Source organism: Streptomyces sp. 1331.2 (assembly GCF_900199205.1).
GTDB lineage: Bacteria > Actinomycetota > Actinomycetes > Streptomycetales > Streptomycetaceae > Kitasatospora.
Window position 1 is genome coordinate 4,415,872 of record NZ_OBMJ01000001.1, and the last position, 13,387, is coordinate 4,429,258.

21 protein-coding genes are annotated in these 13,387 nt (G+C 67.9%); all 21 read left to right on the top strand.

Going from position 1 to position 13,387, the window contains the following annotated elements:
* The first annotated feature begins 6 nt into the window (after nucleotides 1–6).
* The 21 genes from CRP52_RS18865 to rpsH all read left to right on the top strand — a co-directional run bounded on the left by CRP52_RS18865 (nucleotide 7) and on the right by rpsH (nucleotide 13,380).
* Nucleotides 7–1,332: a lipopolysaccharide biosynthesis protein gene (locus CRP52_RS18865; RefSeq protein ID WP_179852849.1), complete on the top strand. Its 1,326-nt coding sequence runs from the start codon at nucleotides 7–9 to the stop codon at nucleotides 1,330–1,332.
* 68 nt (nucleotides 1,333–1,400) lie between these two features.
* Nucleotides 1,401–2,090, top strand: coding sequence for a glycosyltransferase family 2 protein (locus CRP52_RS18870; RefSeq protein ID WP_218893102.1), 690 nt, complete (start codon nucleotides 1,401–1,403; stop codon nucleotides 2,088–2,090).
* Entirely contained in the window at nucleotides 2,087–2,485 is a 399-nt protein-coding gene (locus tag CRP52_RS18875) for a DUF2304 domain-containing protein (protein ID WP_030232447.1), read from the top strand. The genes CRP52_RS18870 and CRP52_RS18875 overlap by 4 nt, the downstream gene beginning before the upstream one ends.
* 4 nt (nucleotides 2,486–2,489) lie before the next feature.
* Entirely contained in the window at nucleotides 2,490–3,398 is a 909-nt protein-coding gene (locus tag CRP52_RS18880) for a glycosyltransferase family 2 protein (protein ID WP_218893103.1), read from the top strand.
* A 221-nt stretch (nucleotides 3,399–3,619) separates the two neighbouring features.
* Nucleotides 3,620–5,434 (top strand): phospholipid carrier-dependent glycosyltransferase, encoded by a 1,815-nt coding sequence (locus CRP52_RS18885; protein WP_097237485.1) that lies wholly within the window; start codon nucleotides 3,620–3,622, stop codon nucleotides 5,432–5,434.
* Nucleotides 5,435–5,825: 391 nt separating this feature from the next.
* The gene (gene rpsJ / locus CRP52_RS18890; RefSeq protein ID WP_012785157.1) at nucleotides 5,826–6,134 is read left to right on the top strand and encodes a 30S ribosomal protein S10; all 309 of its coding nucleotides are present in this window, start codon (nucleotides 5,826–5,828) and stop codon (nucleotides 6,132–6,134) included.
* Nucleotides 6,135–6,148: 14 nt separating this feature from the next.
* On the top strand, nucleotides 6,149–6,796 hold the full coding sequence (rplC, locus tag CRP52_RS18895; RefSeq protein WP_031063055.1) for a 50S ribosomal protein L3: 648 nt from the start codon (nucleotides 6,149–6,151) through the stop codon (nucleotides 6,794–6,796).
* Between the two features lie 4 nt (nucleotides 6,797–6,800).
* Nucleotides 6,801–7,478 (top strand): 50S ribosomal protein L4, encoded by a 678-nt coding sequence (gene rplD / locus CRP52_RS18900; protein ID WP_097237486.1) that lies wholly within the window; start codon nucleotides 6,801–6,803, stop codon nucleotides 7,476–7,478.
* Nucleotides 7,478–7,795: a 50S ribosomal protein L23 gene (gene rplW / locus CRP52_RS18905; RefSeq protein ID WP_030280768.1), complete on the top strand. Its 318-nt coding sequence runs from the start codon at nucleotides 7,478–7,480 to the stop codon at nucleotides 7,793–7,795. The genes rplD and rplW overlap by 1 nt, the downstream gene beginning before the upstream one ends.
* A 46-nt stretch (nucleotides 7,796–7,841) precedes the next feature.
* On the top strand, nucleotides 7,842–8,678 hold the full coding sequence (gene rplB, locus CRP52_RS18910) for a 50S ribosomal protein L2 (RefSeq protein ID WP_030232466.1): 837 nt from the start codon (nucleotides 7,842–7,844) through the stop codon (nucleotides 8,676–8,678).
* Nucleotides 8,679–8,689: 11 nt separating this feature from the next.
* On the top strand, nucleotides 8,690–8,971 hold the full coding sequence (gene rpsS / locus CRP52_RS18915; protein WP_030280772.1) for a 30S ribosomal protein S19: 282 nt from the start codon (nucleotides 8,690–8,692) through the stop codon (nucleotides 8,969–8,971).
* Between the two features lie 82 nt (nucleotides 8,972–9,053).
* Complete coding sequence (gene rplV / locus CRP52_RS18920) at nucleotides 9,054–9,401, top strand: 50S ribosomal protein L22 (protein ID WP_030280773.1); 348 nt, start codon at nucleotides 9,054–9,056, stop codon at nucleotides 9,399–9,401.
* Nucleotides 9,401–10,225: a 30S ribosomal protein S3 gene (rpsC, locus tag CRP52_RS18925; RefSeq protein ID WP_097237487.1), complete on the top strand. Its 825-nt coding sequence runs from the start codon at nucleotides 9,401–9,403 to the stop codon at nucleotides 10,223–10,225. The genes rplV and rpsC overlap by 1 nt, the downstream gene beginning before the upstream one ends.
* Before the next feature lie 5 nt (nucleotides 10,226–10,230).
* Nucleotides 10,231–10,650, top strand: coding sequence for a 50S ribosomal protein L16 (rplP, locus tag CRP52_RS18930; protein ID WP_030300385.1), 420 nt, complete (start codon nucleotides 10,231–10,233; stop codon nucleotides 10,648–10,650).
* Nucleotides 10,650–10,874 carry a 50S ribosomal protein L29 gene (gene rpmC / locus CRP52_RS18935; protein WP_030263491.1) on the top strand — a complete coding sequence of 75 codons (225 nt, stop codon included), beginning with the start codon at nucleotides 10,650–10,652 and terminating at the stop codon, nucleotides 10,872–10,874. The genes rplP and rpmC overlap by 1 nt, the downstream gene beginning before the upstream one ends.
* Nucleotides 10,874–11,146 (top strand): 30S ribosomal protein S17, encoded by a 273-nt coding sequence (rpsQ, locus tag CRP52_RS18940; RefSeq protein ID WP_097237488.1) that lies wholly within the window; start codon nucleotides 10,874–10,876, stop codon nucleotides 11,144–11,146. Before rpmC ends, rpsQ begins: the two co-directional genes overlap by 1 nt.
* Before the next feature lie 103 nt (nucleotides 11,147–11,249).
* The gene (gene rplN / locus CRP52_RS18945; protein WP_030232481.1) at nucleotides 11,250–11,621 is read left to right on the top strand and encodes a 50S ribosomal protein L14; all 372 of its coding nucleotides are present in this window, start codon (nucleotides 11,250–11,252) and stop codon (nucleotides 11,619–11,621) included.
* A 15-nt stretch (nucleotides 11,622–11,636) separates the two neighbouring features.
* On the top strand, nucleotides 11,637–11,948 hold the full coding sequence (gene rplX / locus CRP52_RS18950; protein ID WP_030232484.1) for a 50S ribosomal protein L24: 312 nt from the start codon (nucleotides 11,637–11,639) through the stop codon (nucleotides 11,946–11,948).
* On the top strand, nucleotides 11,948–12,517 hold the full coding sequence (gene rplE, locus CRP52_RS18955) for a 50S ribosomal protein L5 (protein WP_097237489.1): 570 nt from the start codon (nucleotides 11,948–11,950) through the stop codon (nucleotides 12,515–12,517). The genes rplX and rplE overlap by 1 nt, the downstream gene beginning before the upstream one ends.
* A gap of 4 nt (nucleotides 12,518–12,521) precedes the next feature.
* On the top strand, nucleotides 12,522–12,707 hold the full coding sequence (locus CRP52_RS18960) for a type Z 30S ribosomal protein S14 (protein ID WP_030055830.1): 186 nt from the start codon (nucleotides 12,522–12,524) through the stop codon (nucleotides 12,705–12,707).
* Between the two features lie 265 nt (nucleotides 12,708–12,972).
* Nucleotides 12,973–13,380, top strand: a complete 408-nt coding sequence (gene rpsH / locus CRP52_RS18965) for a 30S ribosomal protein S8 (RefSeq protein WP_030055831.1) — start codon at nucleotides 12,973–12,975, stop codon at nucleotides 13,378–13,380.
* Nucleotides 13,381–13,387 lie beyond the last annotated feature (7 nt).

The window sequence follows — 13,387 nt, forward strand, 5'->3', positions numbered from 1 at the left end:
AAAGCGTTGACGAAGGTCGCTGCCGCGCTGCCGCCGGGAACCCTGGCGGTGGCCGGCGGCACCGTCGTATTGGGCGCCGCCTCCTACATCCACCTCGGAGTGGCCGGCCACAGCCTGTCGGTCGACGACATGGCGAACGTCTCCCTGCTGTGGACGATCGTGATGTCCGTCGGCATCGGCGTCTTCTTCCCGATCGAGCAGGAACTCACCCGGATCGTCTCCGCACGAGCCGCGCTCGGTCACGGCGCCGCACCGGTGCTGCGCCGGGCCACCCTGCTCACCGGCGGGATCCTCGGCGCGACCCTGCTCGTCCTCGGCGCCGCCTCCGGCCCGATCGCCCGGGCGATGTTCCACGGCGACCGCTCGCTGGTGCTGGCGCTCGGCGGAGCCTTCACCGGCATGGCGGTCTGCTACCTCACCCGCGGCGTGCTGGCCGGCCTCGGCCGCTTCGGCGCGTACGGCACCCAGCTGGGGCTGGACGGCGGCCTGCGGATCGGCCTGGCCTTCGGCTGCGGCGCGGCCGGGGTGCACTCGGCGCTCGCGTTCAGCCTGATCCTGGCCGTCGCGCCGATCCTGGCCACCATCGCCACGCTGCCGCCGCTGCTGCGGGCGGTCAAGCCCGGCGAGCAGGTCGGCTGGTCGGAGCTCTGCTCCGGCCTGGGGCTGCTGATCTGCTCGACCCTGCTCTCGCAGGTCGTGGTCAACGCCGCCGTGGTGAGCACCAAGCTGCTCGCGCCCACCGAGTCCGCGCTGATCGCCGCCCTGCTCAACGCGCTGGTGCTGGCCCGTGTGCCGCTGTTCGTCTTCGGATCGTTGCAGGCCTCGCTGCTCAACGGCCTCTCCGCGGCCATCGCGGTGGGGGACCGGGCCGCGTTCACCGGTATGCTCCGCCGGATCGGTGCGGTGGTCGGCCTGCTGGGGCTGCTCGGCGGCATCCCCGCGGTCGCCCTCGGCCCCTGGCTGATCCAGGTGCTGTTCGGGGCGAAGCCGGTCCTCGGCTGCCTCGACTTCTTCTGGTTGTCCGCCGGAACCGTGGCGTACATGTTCGCGATGGTGCTCGGCCAGGCGCTGATGGTATTCAAACGGCACAACCTCCAGCTGCTCTGCTGGGCGGTCGGCACCGCGGTCCTCGCGGGGGTGACCTTCCTGCCGGGGGAGGTGTCGACCCGCGTGATCCTGGCCTACGCGGCCGGTTCCGTGGCCACCGTCGTCGGTATGCTGGCGGTCCTGAGGCAGAGTTTCGCCCGTTCGGCGACGACTTCCGCAGGCCTCGTCCAGCAGTCGGGCGACCAGGACGCCGCGGTGTTGAGCAGCCGGACGGCCGGTGAATGACCGTGTCCGCCCACCATCTTCAGATCGCCGCGCAGCAGCGCGGGCCAGACCCCATTCATGGAGCCTCCGTGTCCCAGTACGACGATGTTTGGCTGGTGATCCCGGCCTACAACGAGGGCCAGGTGATCGCCGACGTTGTGGAGGGGGCGCGAAAGACGTTCCCGAACATCGTGGTGGTCGATGACGGCAGCGGTGACGACTCGGCCAAGCACATCATGGGCACGGGTGCCCACCTGGTGCGCCACCCGGTCAACCTCGGACAGGGTGCGGCGCTGCAGACCGGCCTCGCGTACGCCCTGGCCCAGCCCGGTGCCAAGTACTTCGCCACCTTCGACGCGGACGGTCAGCACCAGACCGCCGACGTCGAGAAGATGGTCGCGCTGCTGCGCGAGGGCGAGACCGACGTGGTCCTCGGCTCGCGCTTCATCGAGCAGAACGGCCAGGTGCCGTGGATCAAGCGGGTCGTCCTGCGGACCGCGGCGACCGTCAGCCCGACGGCGCGCAAGCTCAAGCTGACCGACGCCCACAACGGGCTGCGGGTGCTCAACCGCGAGGCCGCCGGCCGACTGCGGATCACCATGAACGGCATGGCGCACGCCTCGGAGATCGTCAGCTTCCTGGCCGGCTCCGACCTGCGGGTCGCCGAGCTCCCGGTGGACATCCTGTACACCGACTACTCACGCGCCAAGGGTCAGTCCCTGATCAACGGCGTCAACATCATCTTCGACATCTCGCTGCGGGAGCGTAGCCGCCGATGAAATTCTTCTGGATCCAGCTGGTTCTCATTCTCGGCTCGGTCACTCTCGCCTTCATGTTCATCCGGCGTTGGGACCGTGCCAACACCCGCGCCTGGAAGCGCATCGCGTTCTCGGTCTTCGTGGTCGTGAACATCTACGCGGTGCTGCGCCCCACCGACGTGACCTGGCTCGCCCACCAGCTGGGCGTCGGCCGTGGCACCGACCTGGTTCTGTACGTGATGGTGCTGGCGATGGGCTTCCTGACCCTCAACACCTTCCTGCGCTTCCGCTCGCTGGAGAAGAAGCTCACCGACCTGGCGCGCACCGTGGCGATCAACGAGGGCGCCCGGCTGAACGAGGAGCGCTTCGACCTGGACCTGCCGGTCTCGGCCCCGGTCGACCGCAGCAAGGCCTGATCCCGTGGCGACCTTCGAGTTCATGCTGCCGTACTACGGCGACGTGGCACTGATGCAGGCCGCGGTCCGCAGCATCCTCGCGCAGACCGACCGGGACTTCCGGCTGACCGTCCTCGACGACGGCAAGGAGCCGGACGTCCCGGGCTGGTTCGCCGAGCTCGGCGACGACCGGGTGCACTACCAGCGCAACGCGCAGAACCTCGGCATCACCAAGAACTTCCAGAAGTGCGTGGAGCTGTCCCGGGCCGACCACGTGGTCATCATGGGCTGCGACGACCTGCTGCACCCGCACTACCTGGAGACCGTCCGGGCCGTCCTGCGCGACAACCCGGACGTGGGCATGGTGCAGCCGGGCGTCGAGGTGATCGACGGCAACGGTGCGCCCGTCTCGGGCCTGGCCGACAACGTGAAGGAGCGGATCTACGCTCCGACCGTCAAGGGCCGGCGCCTGATGGGCGGCGAGGAGCTCGCGGCGAGCGTGCTGCGCGGCAACTGGCTCTACTTCCCGTCGATCTGCTGGCGGGGCGAGGCACTGCGCGCGGTGAACTTCCGCGACGACTACTCGGTGATCCAGGACCTGGCCCTGGTCGTCGACCTGCTGGAGCGCGGCGAGCAGATGATCGTGGACAACACCACGGTCGTCTTCCAGTACCGCCGGCACGCGGTGAGCGAGTCCTCGGTGCAGGCCTTCTCCGGTACCCGGTTCACCGAGGCGGAGCGGTACTTCAACGCGGTGGCGGAGCGGATGGACGCCCGCGGCTGGCCCAAGGCCGCCCGTGCGGCCCGGGTCCGCAGCGCCTCCCGGCTGCACGCGCTGACCATGCTGCCGGGCGCGCTGCGCCGCGGTCAGCGGGACGGCGCCAAGGCCCTGTTCCGGCACGCGCTGACCTCCGGGCAGCGGCACGAGGGCTGAGCCGTACGACCGGCTCCGGGCGCGGCACCGCAGGGTGAACCGCCGTTCCGGGGCCGGTCGTTGTCGTCTGTGACGGGCAGGATGTGCTGGCCCCGGTCGAACGGCCCGTGGCAGACTGCCGATGCGATCCGAAGAGCGGTGGGGGCGGGCCGGAGCTCGCGACGCCGCGTCAAGACGGCCATGACGAGATCGTCCACTCACTCAAGTAGGGAAGTGTCCCGGTGCAGCCGCTGATCGACTCTGCCCAAGCGCCCGACGGGCGGAGTCCGGGGGAGGACGGCGGGACCGCGGCCGCCGACCCGACCCGGCCGCCGGCCGCTCTGGTCCGGCTGCGGGCGCTCGCCGCCCACCGGTGGTTCTGGCCGACGGCACTGCTGCTGGGCTACCTCGGGCAGACGGCGTTCCGGCTGGCGCTGTCGATCCACAACTACTTCCCGTCGGTGCACGCGGACGAGGACTCGTACCTCGTGATAGCGAGGGTGCTGGCCGGCCGGCCGACCACCGAGATGCCCGTCGGTGTGGTCATCCCCGGCGGGTACCCGCTGCTGATCTCGCCGGCGCTGCGGATCGCCGACAACCCGGCGACCGCGTACCACCTGATCATGGGCATCAACGCGGTGCTCAACGCGCTGGTCTTCCCGCTGGCCTTCGTGGCCGCGCGCCGGCTGGGCCTGTCCCGCACGCACGCGTACCTGTCGGCGACCGCCGTGGCGCTGGTGCCGCCGGTGATCTTCTACTCCCAGTTCGTCATGTCGGACACCGTCCTCCCGGTGCTCCTGCTGGCCTGGCTGGTCACGATGCACGGCTGGCTCTCGCCCGGATCGCCGCGCCGCCGCTCGCTGCACGCGGTGGCGATGGGCCTGGCGGCCGGCTACACCATGGCCACCCACGACCGCGGCGGCGTGGTGGTGGCGCTGACCGCGCTGGCCCTGCTGGTGGTGCTGGCCGTCGGCTGGGCGCCGCGGCTCTCCGCGCTGGCCGGGCTCGCCGGGCTCGGGGCGTCCGTCCTGGGGGCCAAGCTGCTGGCCGGCTTCGTCGAGAACCAGTTCAAGGACGTGCCGCCGAGCACGGTCGGCAACAAGGTCTTCGAGAACCTGGAGGACAGCAGGTTCATCGGCACGATCATCGCCCGCACCTTCGGGCAGCTCTGGTACTTCATGACCTCCACGTACGGCTTCGGGGCGATCGCCTTCGTGCTGTGCGTGGTGGCCGTGTTCCGCCGCCGGTTCACGGTGGCCGACCGCGTGGTGGCCTTCTGCATGCTCGCCATGCTGTTCGGCACCGCGCTGGCCTCCGCGGCGGGCCTGGCGGACACCGACCGCGTCGACAACTGGGTGTACGCCCGGTACTGCGCGGTGCTGGTGCCGCTGTTCCTGGTCGTCGGTCTGGCCGCGCTGTTCCGGGCCCGGACACGGTCGCTGCTCTGGTCGGCGCTGGTCGGCGCGGCGGTGATCGCGATCATCCAGGTGTCCGTCACCGGGTACGCCGGCAAGGCGCTGAAGGACTGGGCGCTGCCGTGGACCGTGCCGGACGCGATGTTCCTGGCGTCGAGCTGGGACAACCTGCACATGGGCCGGACGACCCTCGGCGCGCTGGCGGTGCTGGCCGCCTGCCTGCTGCTGCGGGTGGCCGGCGGGCGCCGGGTGGTGGCCGCCGTGGTCGGCTGCGTGACGCTCTTCGCCGCCTACGCGACCGTCGCGATCACCGACAACGTCGCCGAGCCGCACGCCAAGTTCCGCAAGTACCCGGCCGTCGGCCTGGCCAAGGAGGCCGGGCTGCGCAAGGGCGACAACGTGATCCTGGACTGGGACCTCGACTGGGGCACCCGGATGGCGCTGGCCTACGAGGTCTACTGGGGCCGGGTCTGGACCGACAACGTCAAGAACGGCAACAACCCGCCGGAGCAGGCCACCGCGATGCTGCTGGCGGTCGGCCAGGACGTCGCGCCGGAGGCCAGCTGGTCCACGCCGCGCCCGGGCTGGCACGTCGCGAAGTACAGCAAGGAACACGGCTGGGTCCTCTGGCGCAAGGACTGACCTGCGTGATCACCCAATCGGGGCCGGTGAGGAGCACCTCATCGGCCCCGATTGGCATCCGGGCTGCTCCATGTGGCAGTATGTCCAAGTTGCTCGGTTGAGTGCCGATGCTGCGCGCCTCCCGCCGGGAGGACCGGAAGCGAGTCCCATGTACTCGTCGTTCCCGTGATGGCCGTCAAGCGTGAGTTCTACGCCACGGCAGCTGCGGGGCGAAAGTACGGGAATCTTCCGGGAAGCGTATGCGGGGCCTCGGCCCGGCTCCCCCCATTCCGAAGTTCGAAACCGACGAGTTATTTCGCCGGTTTTTTGCAAGCGCGAGGGCGACACGCCCGAGCGCGGGGGTCGGAGGGGGGTCGTGAAGTGACTAAGGACAAAGGACTACTGAGTAGCCATGGCGGGACAGAAGATCCGCATCCGGCTCAAGGCCTACGACCACGAGGTCATCGACTCCTCGGCGAAGAAGATCGTCGAGACGGTGATCCGTACTGGTGCGCAGGTCGCAGGCCCGGTGCCGCTGCCCACTGAGAAGAACGTGTACTGCGTCATCCGCTCGCCGCACAAGTACAAGGACTCGCGCGAGCACTTCGAGATGCGTACTCACAAGCGTCTGATCGACATCCTCGACCCCACGCCGAAGACGGTTGACTCGCTCATGCGTCTCGACCTGCCGGCTGGCGTCGACATCGAGATCAAGCTCTGAGAGGCGCACCGAAGATGGCTAAGCAGATTAAGGGCATCCTGGGCGAGAAGCTCGGCATGACCCAGGTCTGGGACGAGAACAACCGGGTCGTTCCGGTGACCGTCGTCAAGGCTGGGCCCAATGTCGTGACCCAGGTCCACACCGCCGACAGCCCGGCCGGCTACGACGCCGTCCAGATCGGCTTCGGCGAGATCGACCCCCGCAAGGTGAACAAGCCCCTCGCGGGCCACTTCGCCAAGGCCGGTGTCACCCCGCGCCGCCACCTGGTCGAGCTCCGTACCTCGGACGCCTCCGAGTACACCCTGGGCCAGGAGATCACCGCCGAGCTGTTCGAGGCGGGTGTCAAGGTCGACGTGACCGGCACCTCCAAGGGCAAGGGCTTCGCCGGTGTCATGAAGCGTCACAACTTCAAGGGCCTCGGCGCCGGTCACGGCACCCAGCGCAAGCACCGCTCGCCCGGTTCCATCGGTGGCTGCGCCACCCCGGGCCGTGTGTTCAAGGGCCTGCGCATGGCTGGTCGGATGGGCCACGAGCGTGTGACCACCCAGAACCTGACCGTGCACGCGGTCGACGCGGAGAAGGGTCTGCTGCTCATCAAGGGCGCCGTCCCGGGCCCGAACGGCGGCCTCGTCCTCGTCCGCACCGCGGCGAAGGGGCTGTGAGGAAATGAGCACCATTGACATCCTGTCGCCGGCTGGCGACAAGACCGGCAGCATCGAGCTGCCGGCCGAGATCTTCGACGCGAAGGTCAGCGTTCCGCTGATGCACCAGGTCGTCGTGGCGCAGCTCGCTGCGGCCCGTCAGGGCACCCACAAGACCAAGACTCGTGGCGAGGTCCGCGGTGGCGGCAAGAAGCCGTACCGCCAGAAGGGCACCGGCCGCGCCCGTCAGGGCTCGACCCGTGCGCCGCAGTTCGCCGGCGGTGGCGTCGTGCACGGTCCCGTGCCGCGCGACTACTCGCAGCGGACCCCGAAGAAGATGATCGCCGCCGCCCTGCGCGGTGCGCTCACCGACCGGGCCCGCCACAACCGCATCCACGTCGTCACCGGCGTGACCGCGACCGAGGCGCCGTCGACCAAGGCCGCCAAGAGCCTGTTCGGCAAGATCACCGAGCGCAAGAACGTCCTCCTGGTCGTCGAGCGCGAGGACGAGCTGGGCCTGAAGTCCGCTCGCAACCTGCCGCACGTGCACATCCTGGACGCCGGTCAGCTGAACACCTACGACGTGCTCGTCTCCGACGATGTGGTCTTCACCCAGGCCGCCTTCGAGCGTTTCGTGGCCGGTCCGGCCGCGTCCGCCAAGGCCGTTGCCGCTGAGGGCGAGCTCGAAGGGAGCGCCGCCTGATGAGCGACGTTACGAGCAAGACGTTCACGGACCCCCGTGACGTCCTGGTGAAGCCGGTCATCTCGGAGAAGAGCTACTCGCTCCTCGACGAGAACAAGTACACGTTCATCGTGTCGCCGGGCGCCAACAAGACCCAGATCAAGCAGGCCGTCGAGGCGGTCTTCTCGGTCAAGGTCGAGGCTGTCAACACGATCAACCGTCAGGGCAAGCGCAAGCGCTCCAAGACGGGCTTTGGCAAGCGCAAGGACACCAAGCGCGCCATCGTGACGCTGGCCGAGGGCAACCGCATCGACATCTTCGGTGGTCCGGTCTCCTGAACAAGGAGATCGTGATCGTCGATTAGGACGAGGACGAGAGAGCCAAATGGGCATCCGCAAGTACAAGCCGACTACGCCGGGCCGTCGTGGCTCCAGCGTGGCCGACTTCGTAGAAATCACGCGGTCCACCCCGGAGAAGTCGCTGGTTCGCCCGCTGCACAGCAAGGGCGGCCGCAACAACGCCGGTCGTGTCACCGCTCGCCACCAGGGTGGCGGTCACAAGCGCGCCTACCGCGTGATCGACTTCCGTCGTCACGACAAGGACGGCGTGCCGGCCAAGGTCGCGCACATCGAGTACGACCCGAACCGCACCGCGCGCATCGCGCTCCTGCACTACGCGGACGGCGAGAAGCGCTACATCATCGCGCCGCGCGGCATCGCGCAGGGTGACCGGATCGAGAACGGCGCTGGCGCCGACATCAAGCCGGGCAACAACCTGCCGCTGCGCAACATCCCGGTCGGTACCACCATCCACGCGGTGGAGCTGCGTCCCGGCGGCGGTGCCAAGCTGGCCCGCTCGGCCGGTTCCGGCATCCAGCTGCTGGCGCGTGAGGGCAAGATGGCGCACCTGCGCATGCCCTCCGGTGAGATCCGTCTGGTTGACGCGCGCTGCCGTGCCACCGTCGGCGAGGTCGGCAACGCCGAGCAGTCGAACATCAACTGGGGCAAGGCCGGCCGCATGCGCTGGAAGGGCGTCCGCCCGACCGTGCGTGGTGTCGCCATGAACCCGATCGACCACCCGCACGGTGGTGGTGAGGGTAAGACCTCCGGTGGTCGCCACCCGGTCTCGCCGTGGGGTAAGCCCGAGGGCCGTACCCGTCGCCCGAACAAGGCGTCGGACAAGCTCATCGTGCGCCGCCGCAAGACCAACAAGAAGCGCTAGGAGCAGGTCAGATGCCGCGCAGTCTCAAGAAGGGCCCCTTCATCGACGGCCACCTCATCAAGAAGGTGGACGCTCAGAACGAGGCGGGTACCCAGAACGTCATCAAGACCTGGTCCCGTCGTTCCGTGATCTCCCCGAGCATGCTCGGCCACACGATCGCGGTTCACGATGGCCGTAAGCACGTCCCGGTGTTCGTCACCGAGTCGATGGTCGGCCACAAGCTCGGCGAGTTCGCTCCGACCCGCACCTTCCGTGGCCACGTGAAGGAAGACCGGAAGTCGAAGCGTCGCTAGAGAGCCCATCAGTGGCCTCTGGCCACGGGCTGAGCTTGCGCGCCAATAAGACTCAATGACTTACTCCATTAAGGGGACAACCATGGAAGCCAGGGCACAGGCGCGGTACATCCGCGTGACGCCCATGAAGGCCCGCCGCGTGGTGGACCTCATCCGTGGCATGAATGCCACGGAGGCCCAGGCCGTCCTGCGTTTCGCTCCGCAGGCCGCCACCGTGCCGGTCGGCAAGGTGCTCGACAGCGCCATCGCCAACGCCGCGCACAACTACAACCACTCCAACGTGGACGACCTCTACATCTCCGAGGCGTACGTTGACGAGGGCCCGACCCTGAAGCGGTTCCGTCCGCGCGCCCAGGGCCGCGCCTACCGGATCCGCAAGCGGACCAGCCACATCACCGTGGTCGTCAGCAGCAAGGAAGGGACCCGGTAATGGGCCAGAAGGTTAACCCGCACGGGTTCCGCCTCGGCATCAGCACGGACTTCAAGTCCCGCTGGTACGCCGACAAGCTGTACAAGGACTACGTCAAGGAAGACGTTGCCATTCGTCGCATGATGACGAAGGGCATGGAGCGCGCCGGCATCTCCAAGGTCGAGATCGAGCGCACCCGCGACCGCGTCCGCGTCGACATCCACACCGCTCGCCCCGGCATCGTCATCGGTCGCCGTGGCACCGAGGCCGACCGCATCCGCGGCGACCTGGAGAAGCTGACCGGCAAGCAGGTCCAGCTGAACATCCTTGAGGTCAAGAACCCCGAGCTGGACGCCCAGCTCGTGGCTCAGGGCGTCGCGGAGCAGCTGTCCTCCCGCGTCTCCTTCCGTCGTGCCATGCGCAAGTCGATGCAGGGCACCATGAAGTCCGGCGCCAAGGGCATCAAGGTCCAGTGCTCCGGTCGTCTCGGCGGCGCCGAGATGAGCCGTTCGGAGTTCTACCGCGAGGGCCGTGTGCCGCTGCACACCCTGCGCGCGAACGTCGACTACGGCTTCTTCGAGGCCAAGACGACCTTCGGCCGCATCGGCGTGAAGGTCTGGATCTACAAGGGCGACGTCAAGAACATCGCCGAGGTCCGCGCTGAGAACGCCGCTGCCCGCTCGGGCAACCGCCCGGCCCGTCCCGAGGGTGGTCGTCCCGCCCGCGGTGGCGAGCGCCGTGGTGGCGAGCGCGGTGGCCGTGGCCGTCGTCCCGCCGCTGCCGAGGCCCCCGCGGCCCCGGCCGTCGAGGCTCCGGCTGCCGAGAACACCGGAACGGAGGCCTGACCCAAATGCTGATCCCCCGTCGGGTCAAGCACCGCAAGCAGCACCACCCGAAGCGCCGTGGCGCTTCCAAGGGTGGCACCGAGCTGGCGTTCGGCCAGTTCGGCATCCAGGCCGTGACCCCGGCCTACGTGACGAACCGTCAGATCGAGTCCGCTCGTATCGCGATCACCCGTCACATCCGCCGTGGCGGCAAGGTCTGGATCAACATCTACCCGGACCGCCCGCTCACCAAGAAGCCGGCCGAGACCCGCATGGGTTCCGGTAAGGGTTCGCCGGAGTGGTGGATCGCGAACGTGCACCCGGGTCGGGTCATGTTCGAGCTGTCGTACCCGAACGAGAAGGTTGCTCGCGAGGCGCTCACCCGCGCCGCGCACAAGCTGCCGATGAAGTGCCGGATCGTCCGGCGCGAGGACGGTGAGAGCTGATGTCGGCCGCTACCAAGGCTGCTGAGCTTCGCCAGCTGGACAACGAGGGTCTCGTTGCGAAGCTTCGCGAGGCCAAGGAGGAGCTGTTCAACCTCCGCTTCCAGGCGGCGACCGGGCAGCTCGACAACCACGGACGGCTCAAGCTCGTCCGCAAGGACATCGCGCGGATCTACACCCTGATGCGCGAGCGCGAGCTGGGCATCGAGACGGTGGAGAACGCCTGATGACTGAGAACACCAACGAGACGCGCGGTTTCCGCAAGACCCGCGAGGGTCTCGTCGTCAGCGACAAGATGGACAAGACCGTCGTCGTCGCCGTCGAGGACCGCGTCAAGCACGCTCTGTACGGCAAGGTCATCCGCCGTACGAACAAGCTGAAGGCGCACGACGAGCAGAACGCTTGCGGCATCGGCGACCGGGTCCTCCTCGCGGAGACCCGCCCGCTGTCCGCGTCCAAGCGCTGGCGCGTCGTCGAGATCCTCGAGAAGGCCAAGTAACGAAGCCGATGAGGTACGGCCGTATGTGCAGCGGGTCCCCCCGGGGGCGCCGGTGTGAGCAGCGGCCGGCCCGTCGACTCTCGTTGACGATCAGGAGAAAGCTGTGATCCAGCAGGAGTCGCGACTGCGTGTTGCCGACAACACTGGTGCCAAGGAGATCCTTTGCATCCGTGTTCTCGGTGGCTCCGGTCGCCGCTACGCCGGTATCGGGGACGTCATCGTCGCGACCGTCAAGGACGCGATCCCCGGTGGTTCGGTGAAGAAGGGTGACGTCGTCAAGTGCGTCGTCGTCCGCACCGTCAAGGAGCGTCGTCGTCCGGATGGCTCGTACATCCGTTTCGACGAGAACGCCGCTGTCGTGCTGAAGAACACCGAGGGTGACCCCCGTGGCACCCGCATCTTCGGCCCGGTGGGCCGCGAGCTGCGCGACAAGAAGTTCATGAAGATCATCTCGCTGGCGCCGGAGGTGCTCTAACCCATGGCGAACAGCATGAAGATCAAGAAGGGTGACCTGGTCCAGGTCATCACCGGCAAGGACAAGGGCAAGCAGGGCAAGGTCATCCAGGCCATGCCGGCTGAGAACAAGGTCCTGGTCGAGGGTGTGAACCGGGTCAAGAAGCACACCAAGCCGGGTCCGGGTACCCAGGGTGGCATCGTGACCGTCGAGGCCCCGGTGCACGTCTCCAACGTCCAGCTGGTCGTGGAGAAGGACGGCAAGAAGGTCGTCACCCGCGTTGGCTACCGCTTCGACGACGAGGGCAACAAGATCCGCGTTGCCAAGCGAACCGGTGAGGACATCTGATGTCTGAGACGACTGTTGAGAAGGTGACCCCCCGTCTCAAGGAGCGCTACCGCTCCGAGATCAAGGGTCAGCTGCAGGAGCAGTTCTCGTACGAGAACGTCATGCTGATCCCCGGCCTGGTCAAGGTCGTGGTCAACATGGGTGTCGGCGAGGCTGCCCGTGACAGCAAGCTGATCGAGGGCGCGATCCGCGACCTGACCGCGATCACCGGTCAGAAGCCGGCCGTGACCAAGGCCCGTAAGTCCATCGCGCAGTTCAAGCTGCGCGAGGGCCAGCCGATCGGCACCCACGTCACCCTCCGTGGTGACCGCATGTGGGAGTTCCTGGACCGTCTGGTGTCGCTGGCCCTGCCGCGTATCCGTGACTTCCGTGGTCTCTCCCCGAAGCAGTTCGACGGCCGTGGCAACTACACCTTCGGTCTGACCGAGCAGGTTATGTTCCACGAGATCGACCAGGACAAGGTCGACCGTCAGCGCGGTATGGACATCACCGTCGTGACCACCGCTCAGACCGACGACGAGGGCCGGGCGCTCCTGCGCGCTCTGGGCTTCCCGTTCAAGGAGGCGTGAGCCAATGGCGAAGAAGTCCCTCATCGCGAAGTCCGAGCGCAAGCCGAAGTTCGGCGTCCGGGCCTACACCCGGTGCCAGCGCTGCGGCCGTCCGCACTCGGTGTACCGCAAGTTCGGCCTGTGCCGTGTCTGCCTCCGTGAGATGGCGCACCGCGGCGAGCTGCCGGGCGTGACCAAGAGCTCCTGGTAATCCAGGCGCTTTAGGCACCCAGCGAAGCAGAGGTGCCCGATCCCACACCGGCCCGTTTTGGGCCTGCCGTACGGCTTCCCGTAAGGTAGTGGGGTCGGGCCCCCTGCCGCGGCTTCCCCATGGATGCCCGCGGTCCTTCTGGAAGGCTCGCACCCAGTCTTACTACGTCGTAGGTCCCCTGCGCTTGTGCCCCTGACGAACTCGCGAGAGTGCGGAAGGGGGACCTGGTGCGGAGAAACCACGGCGAGAGAGGCCTGAGGCCATCATGACCATGACCGACCCCATCGCAGACATGCTCACGCGTCTGCGTAACGCGAACTCGGCGTACCACGACTCCGTGGCGATGCCGGCTAGCAAGATCAAGGCGCACGTCGCCGAGATCCTGCAGCAGGAGGGGTACATCTCCTCCTACAAGGTTGAGGAGCCCGTTGAGGGCGAGGTTGGCAAGAAGCTGACCATCGAGCTGAAGTTCGGCCCCAACCGTGAGCGCTCCATCGCCGGCATCAAGCGCATCAGCAAGCCGGGTCTGCGCGTTTACGCAAAGTCCACCAACCTGCCGAAGGTGCTCGGCGGCCTGGGCGTGGCGATCATCTCCACGTCTTCGGGTCTCCTCACCGACAAGCAGGCCGCCAAGAAGGGCGTAGGCGGAGAAGTTCTCGCCTACGTCTGGTAATTCGGGA

What these genes read in the sequence shown, in the direction of transcription:
- rplW (WP_030280768.1), top strand. Translation starts at nt 7,478, where the DNA reads ATGAGCGACGTTACGAGCAAGACGTTCACGGACCCCCGTGACGTCCTG.
- rpmC (WP_030263491.1), top strand. Translation starts at nt 10,650, where the DNA reads ATGTCGGCCGCTACCAAGGCTGCTGAGCTTCGCCAGCTGGACAACGAG.
- rpsC (WP_097237487.1), top strand. Translation starts at nt 9,401, where the DNA reads ATGGGCCAGAAGGTTAACCCGCACGGGTTCCGCCTCGGCATCAGCACG.
- rpsS (WP_030280772.1), top strand. Translation starts at nt 8,690, where the DNA reads ATGCCGCGCAGTCTCAAGAAGGGCCCCTTCATCGACGGCCACCTCATC.
- rplC (WP_031063055.1), top strand. Translation starts at nt 6,149, where the DNA reads ATGGCTAAGCAGATTAAGGGCATCCTGGGCGAGAAGCTCGGCATGACC.
- rpsQ (WP_097237488.1), top strand. Translation starts at nt 10,874, where the DNA reads ATGACTGAGAACACCAACGAGACGCGCGGTTTCCGCAAGACCCGCGAG.
- rplE (WP_097237489.1), top strand. Translation starts at nt 11,948, where the DNA reads ATGTCTGAGACGACTGTTGAGAAGGTGACCCCCCGTCTCAAGGAGCGC.
- rplD (WP_097237486.1), top strand. Translation starts at nt 6,801, where the DNA reads ATGAGCACCATTGACATCCTGTCGCCGGCTGGCGACAAGACCGGCAGC.
- rplP (WP_030300385.1), top strand. Translation starts at nt 10,231, where the DNA reads ATGCTGATCCCCCGTCGGGTCAAGCACCGCAAGCAGCACCACCCGAAG.
- rplB (WP_030232466.1), top strand. Translation starts at nt 7,842, where the DNA reads ATGGGCATCCGCAAGTACAAGCCGACTACGCCGGGCCGTCGTGGCTCC.
- rpsH (WP_030055831.1), top strand. Translation starts at nt 12,973, where the DNA reads ATGACCATGACCGACCCCATCGCAGACATGCTCACGCGTCTGCGTAAC.
- CRP52_RS18875 (WP_030232447.1), top strand. Translation starts at nt 2,087, where the DNA reads ATGAAATTCTTCTGGATCCAGCTGGTTCTCATTCTCGGCTCGGTCACT.
- rplV (WP_030280773.1), top strand. Translation starts at nt 9,054, where the DNA reads ATGGAAGCCAGGGCACAGGCGCGGTACATCCGCGTGACGCCCATGAAG.
- rpsJ (WP_012785157.1), top strand. Translation starts at nt 5,826, where the DNA reads ATGGCGGGACAGAAGATCCGCATCCGGCTCAAGGCCTACGACCACGAG.
- rplX (WP_030232484.1), top strand. Translation starts at nt 11,637, where the DNA reads ATGAAGATCAAGAAGGGTGACCTGGTCCAGGTCATCACCGGCAAGGAC.
- CRP52_RS18960 (WP_030055830.1), top strand. Translation starts at nt 12,522, where the DNA reads ATGGCGAAGAAGTCCCTCATCGCGAAGTCCGAGCGCAAGCCGAAGTTC.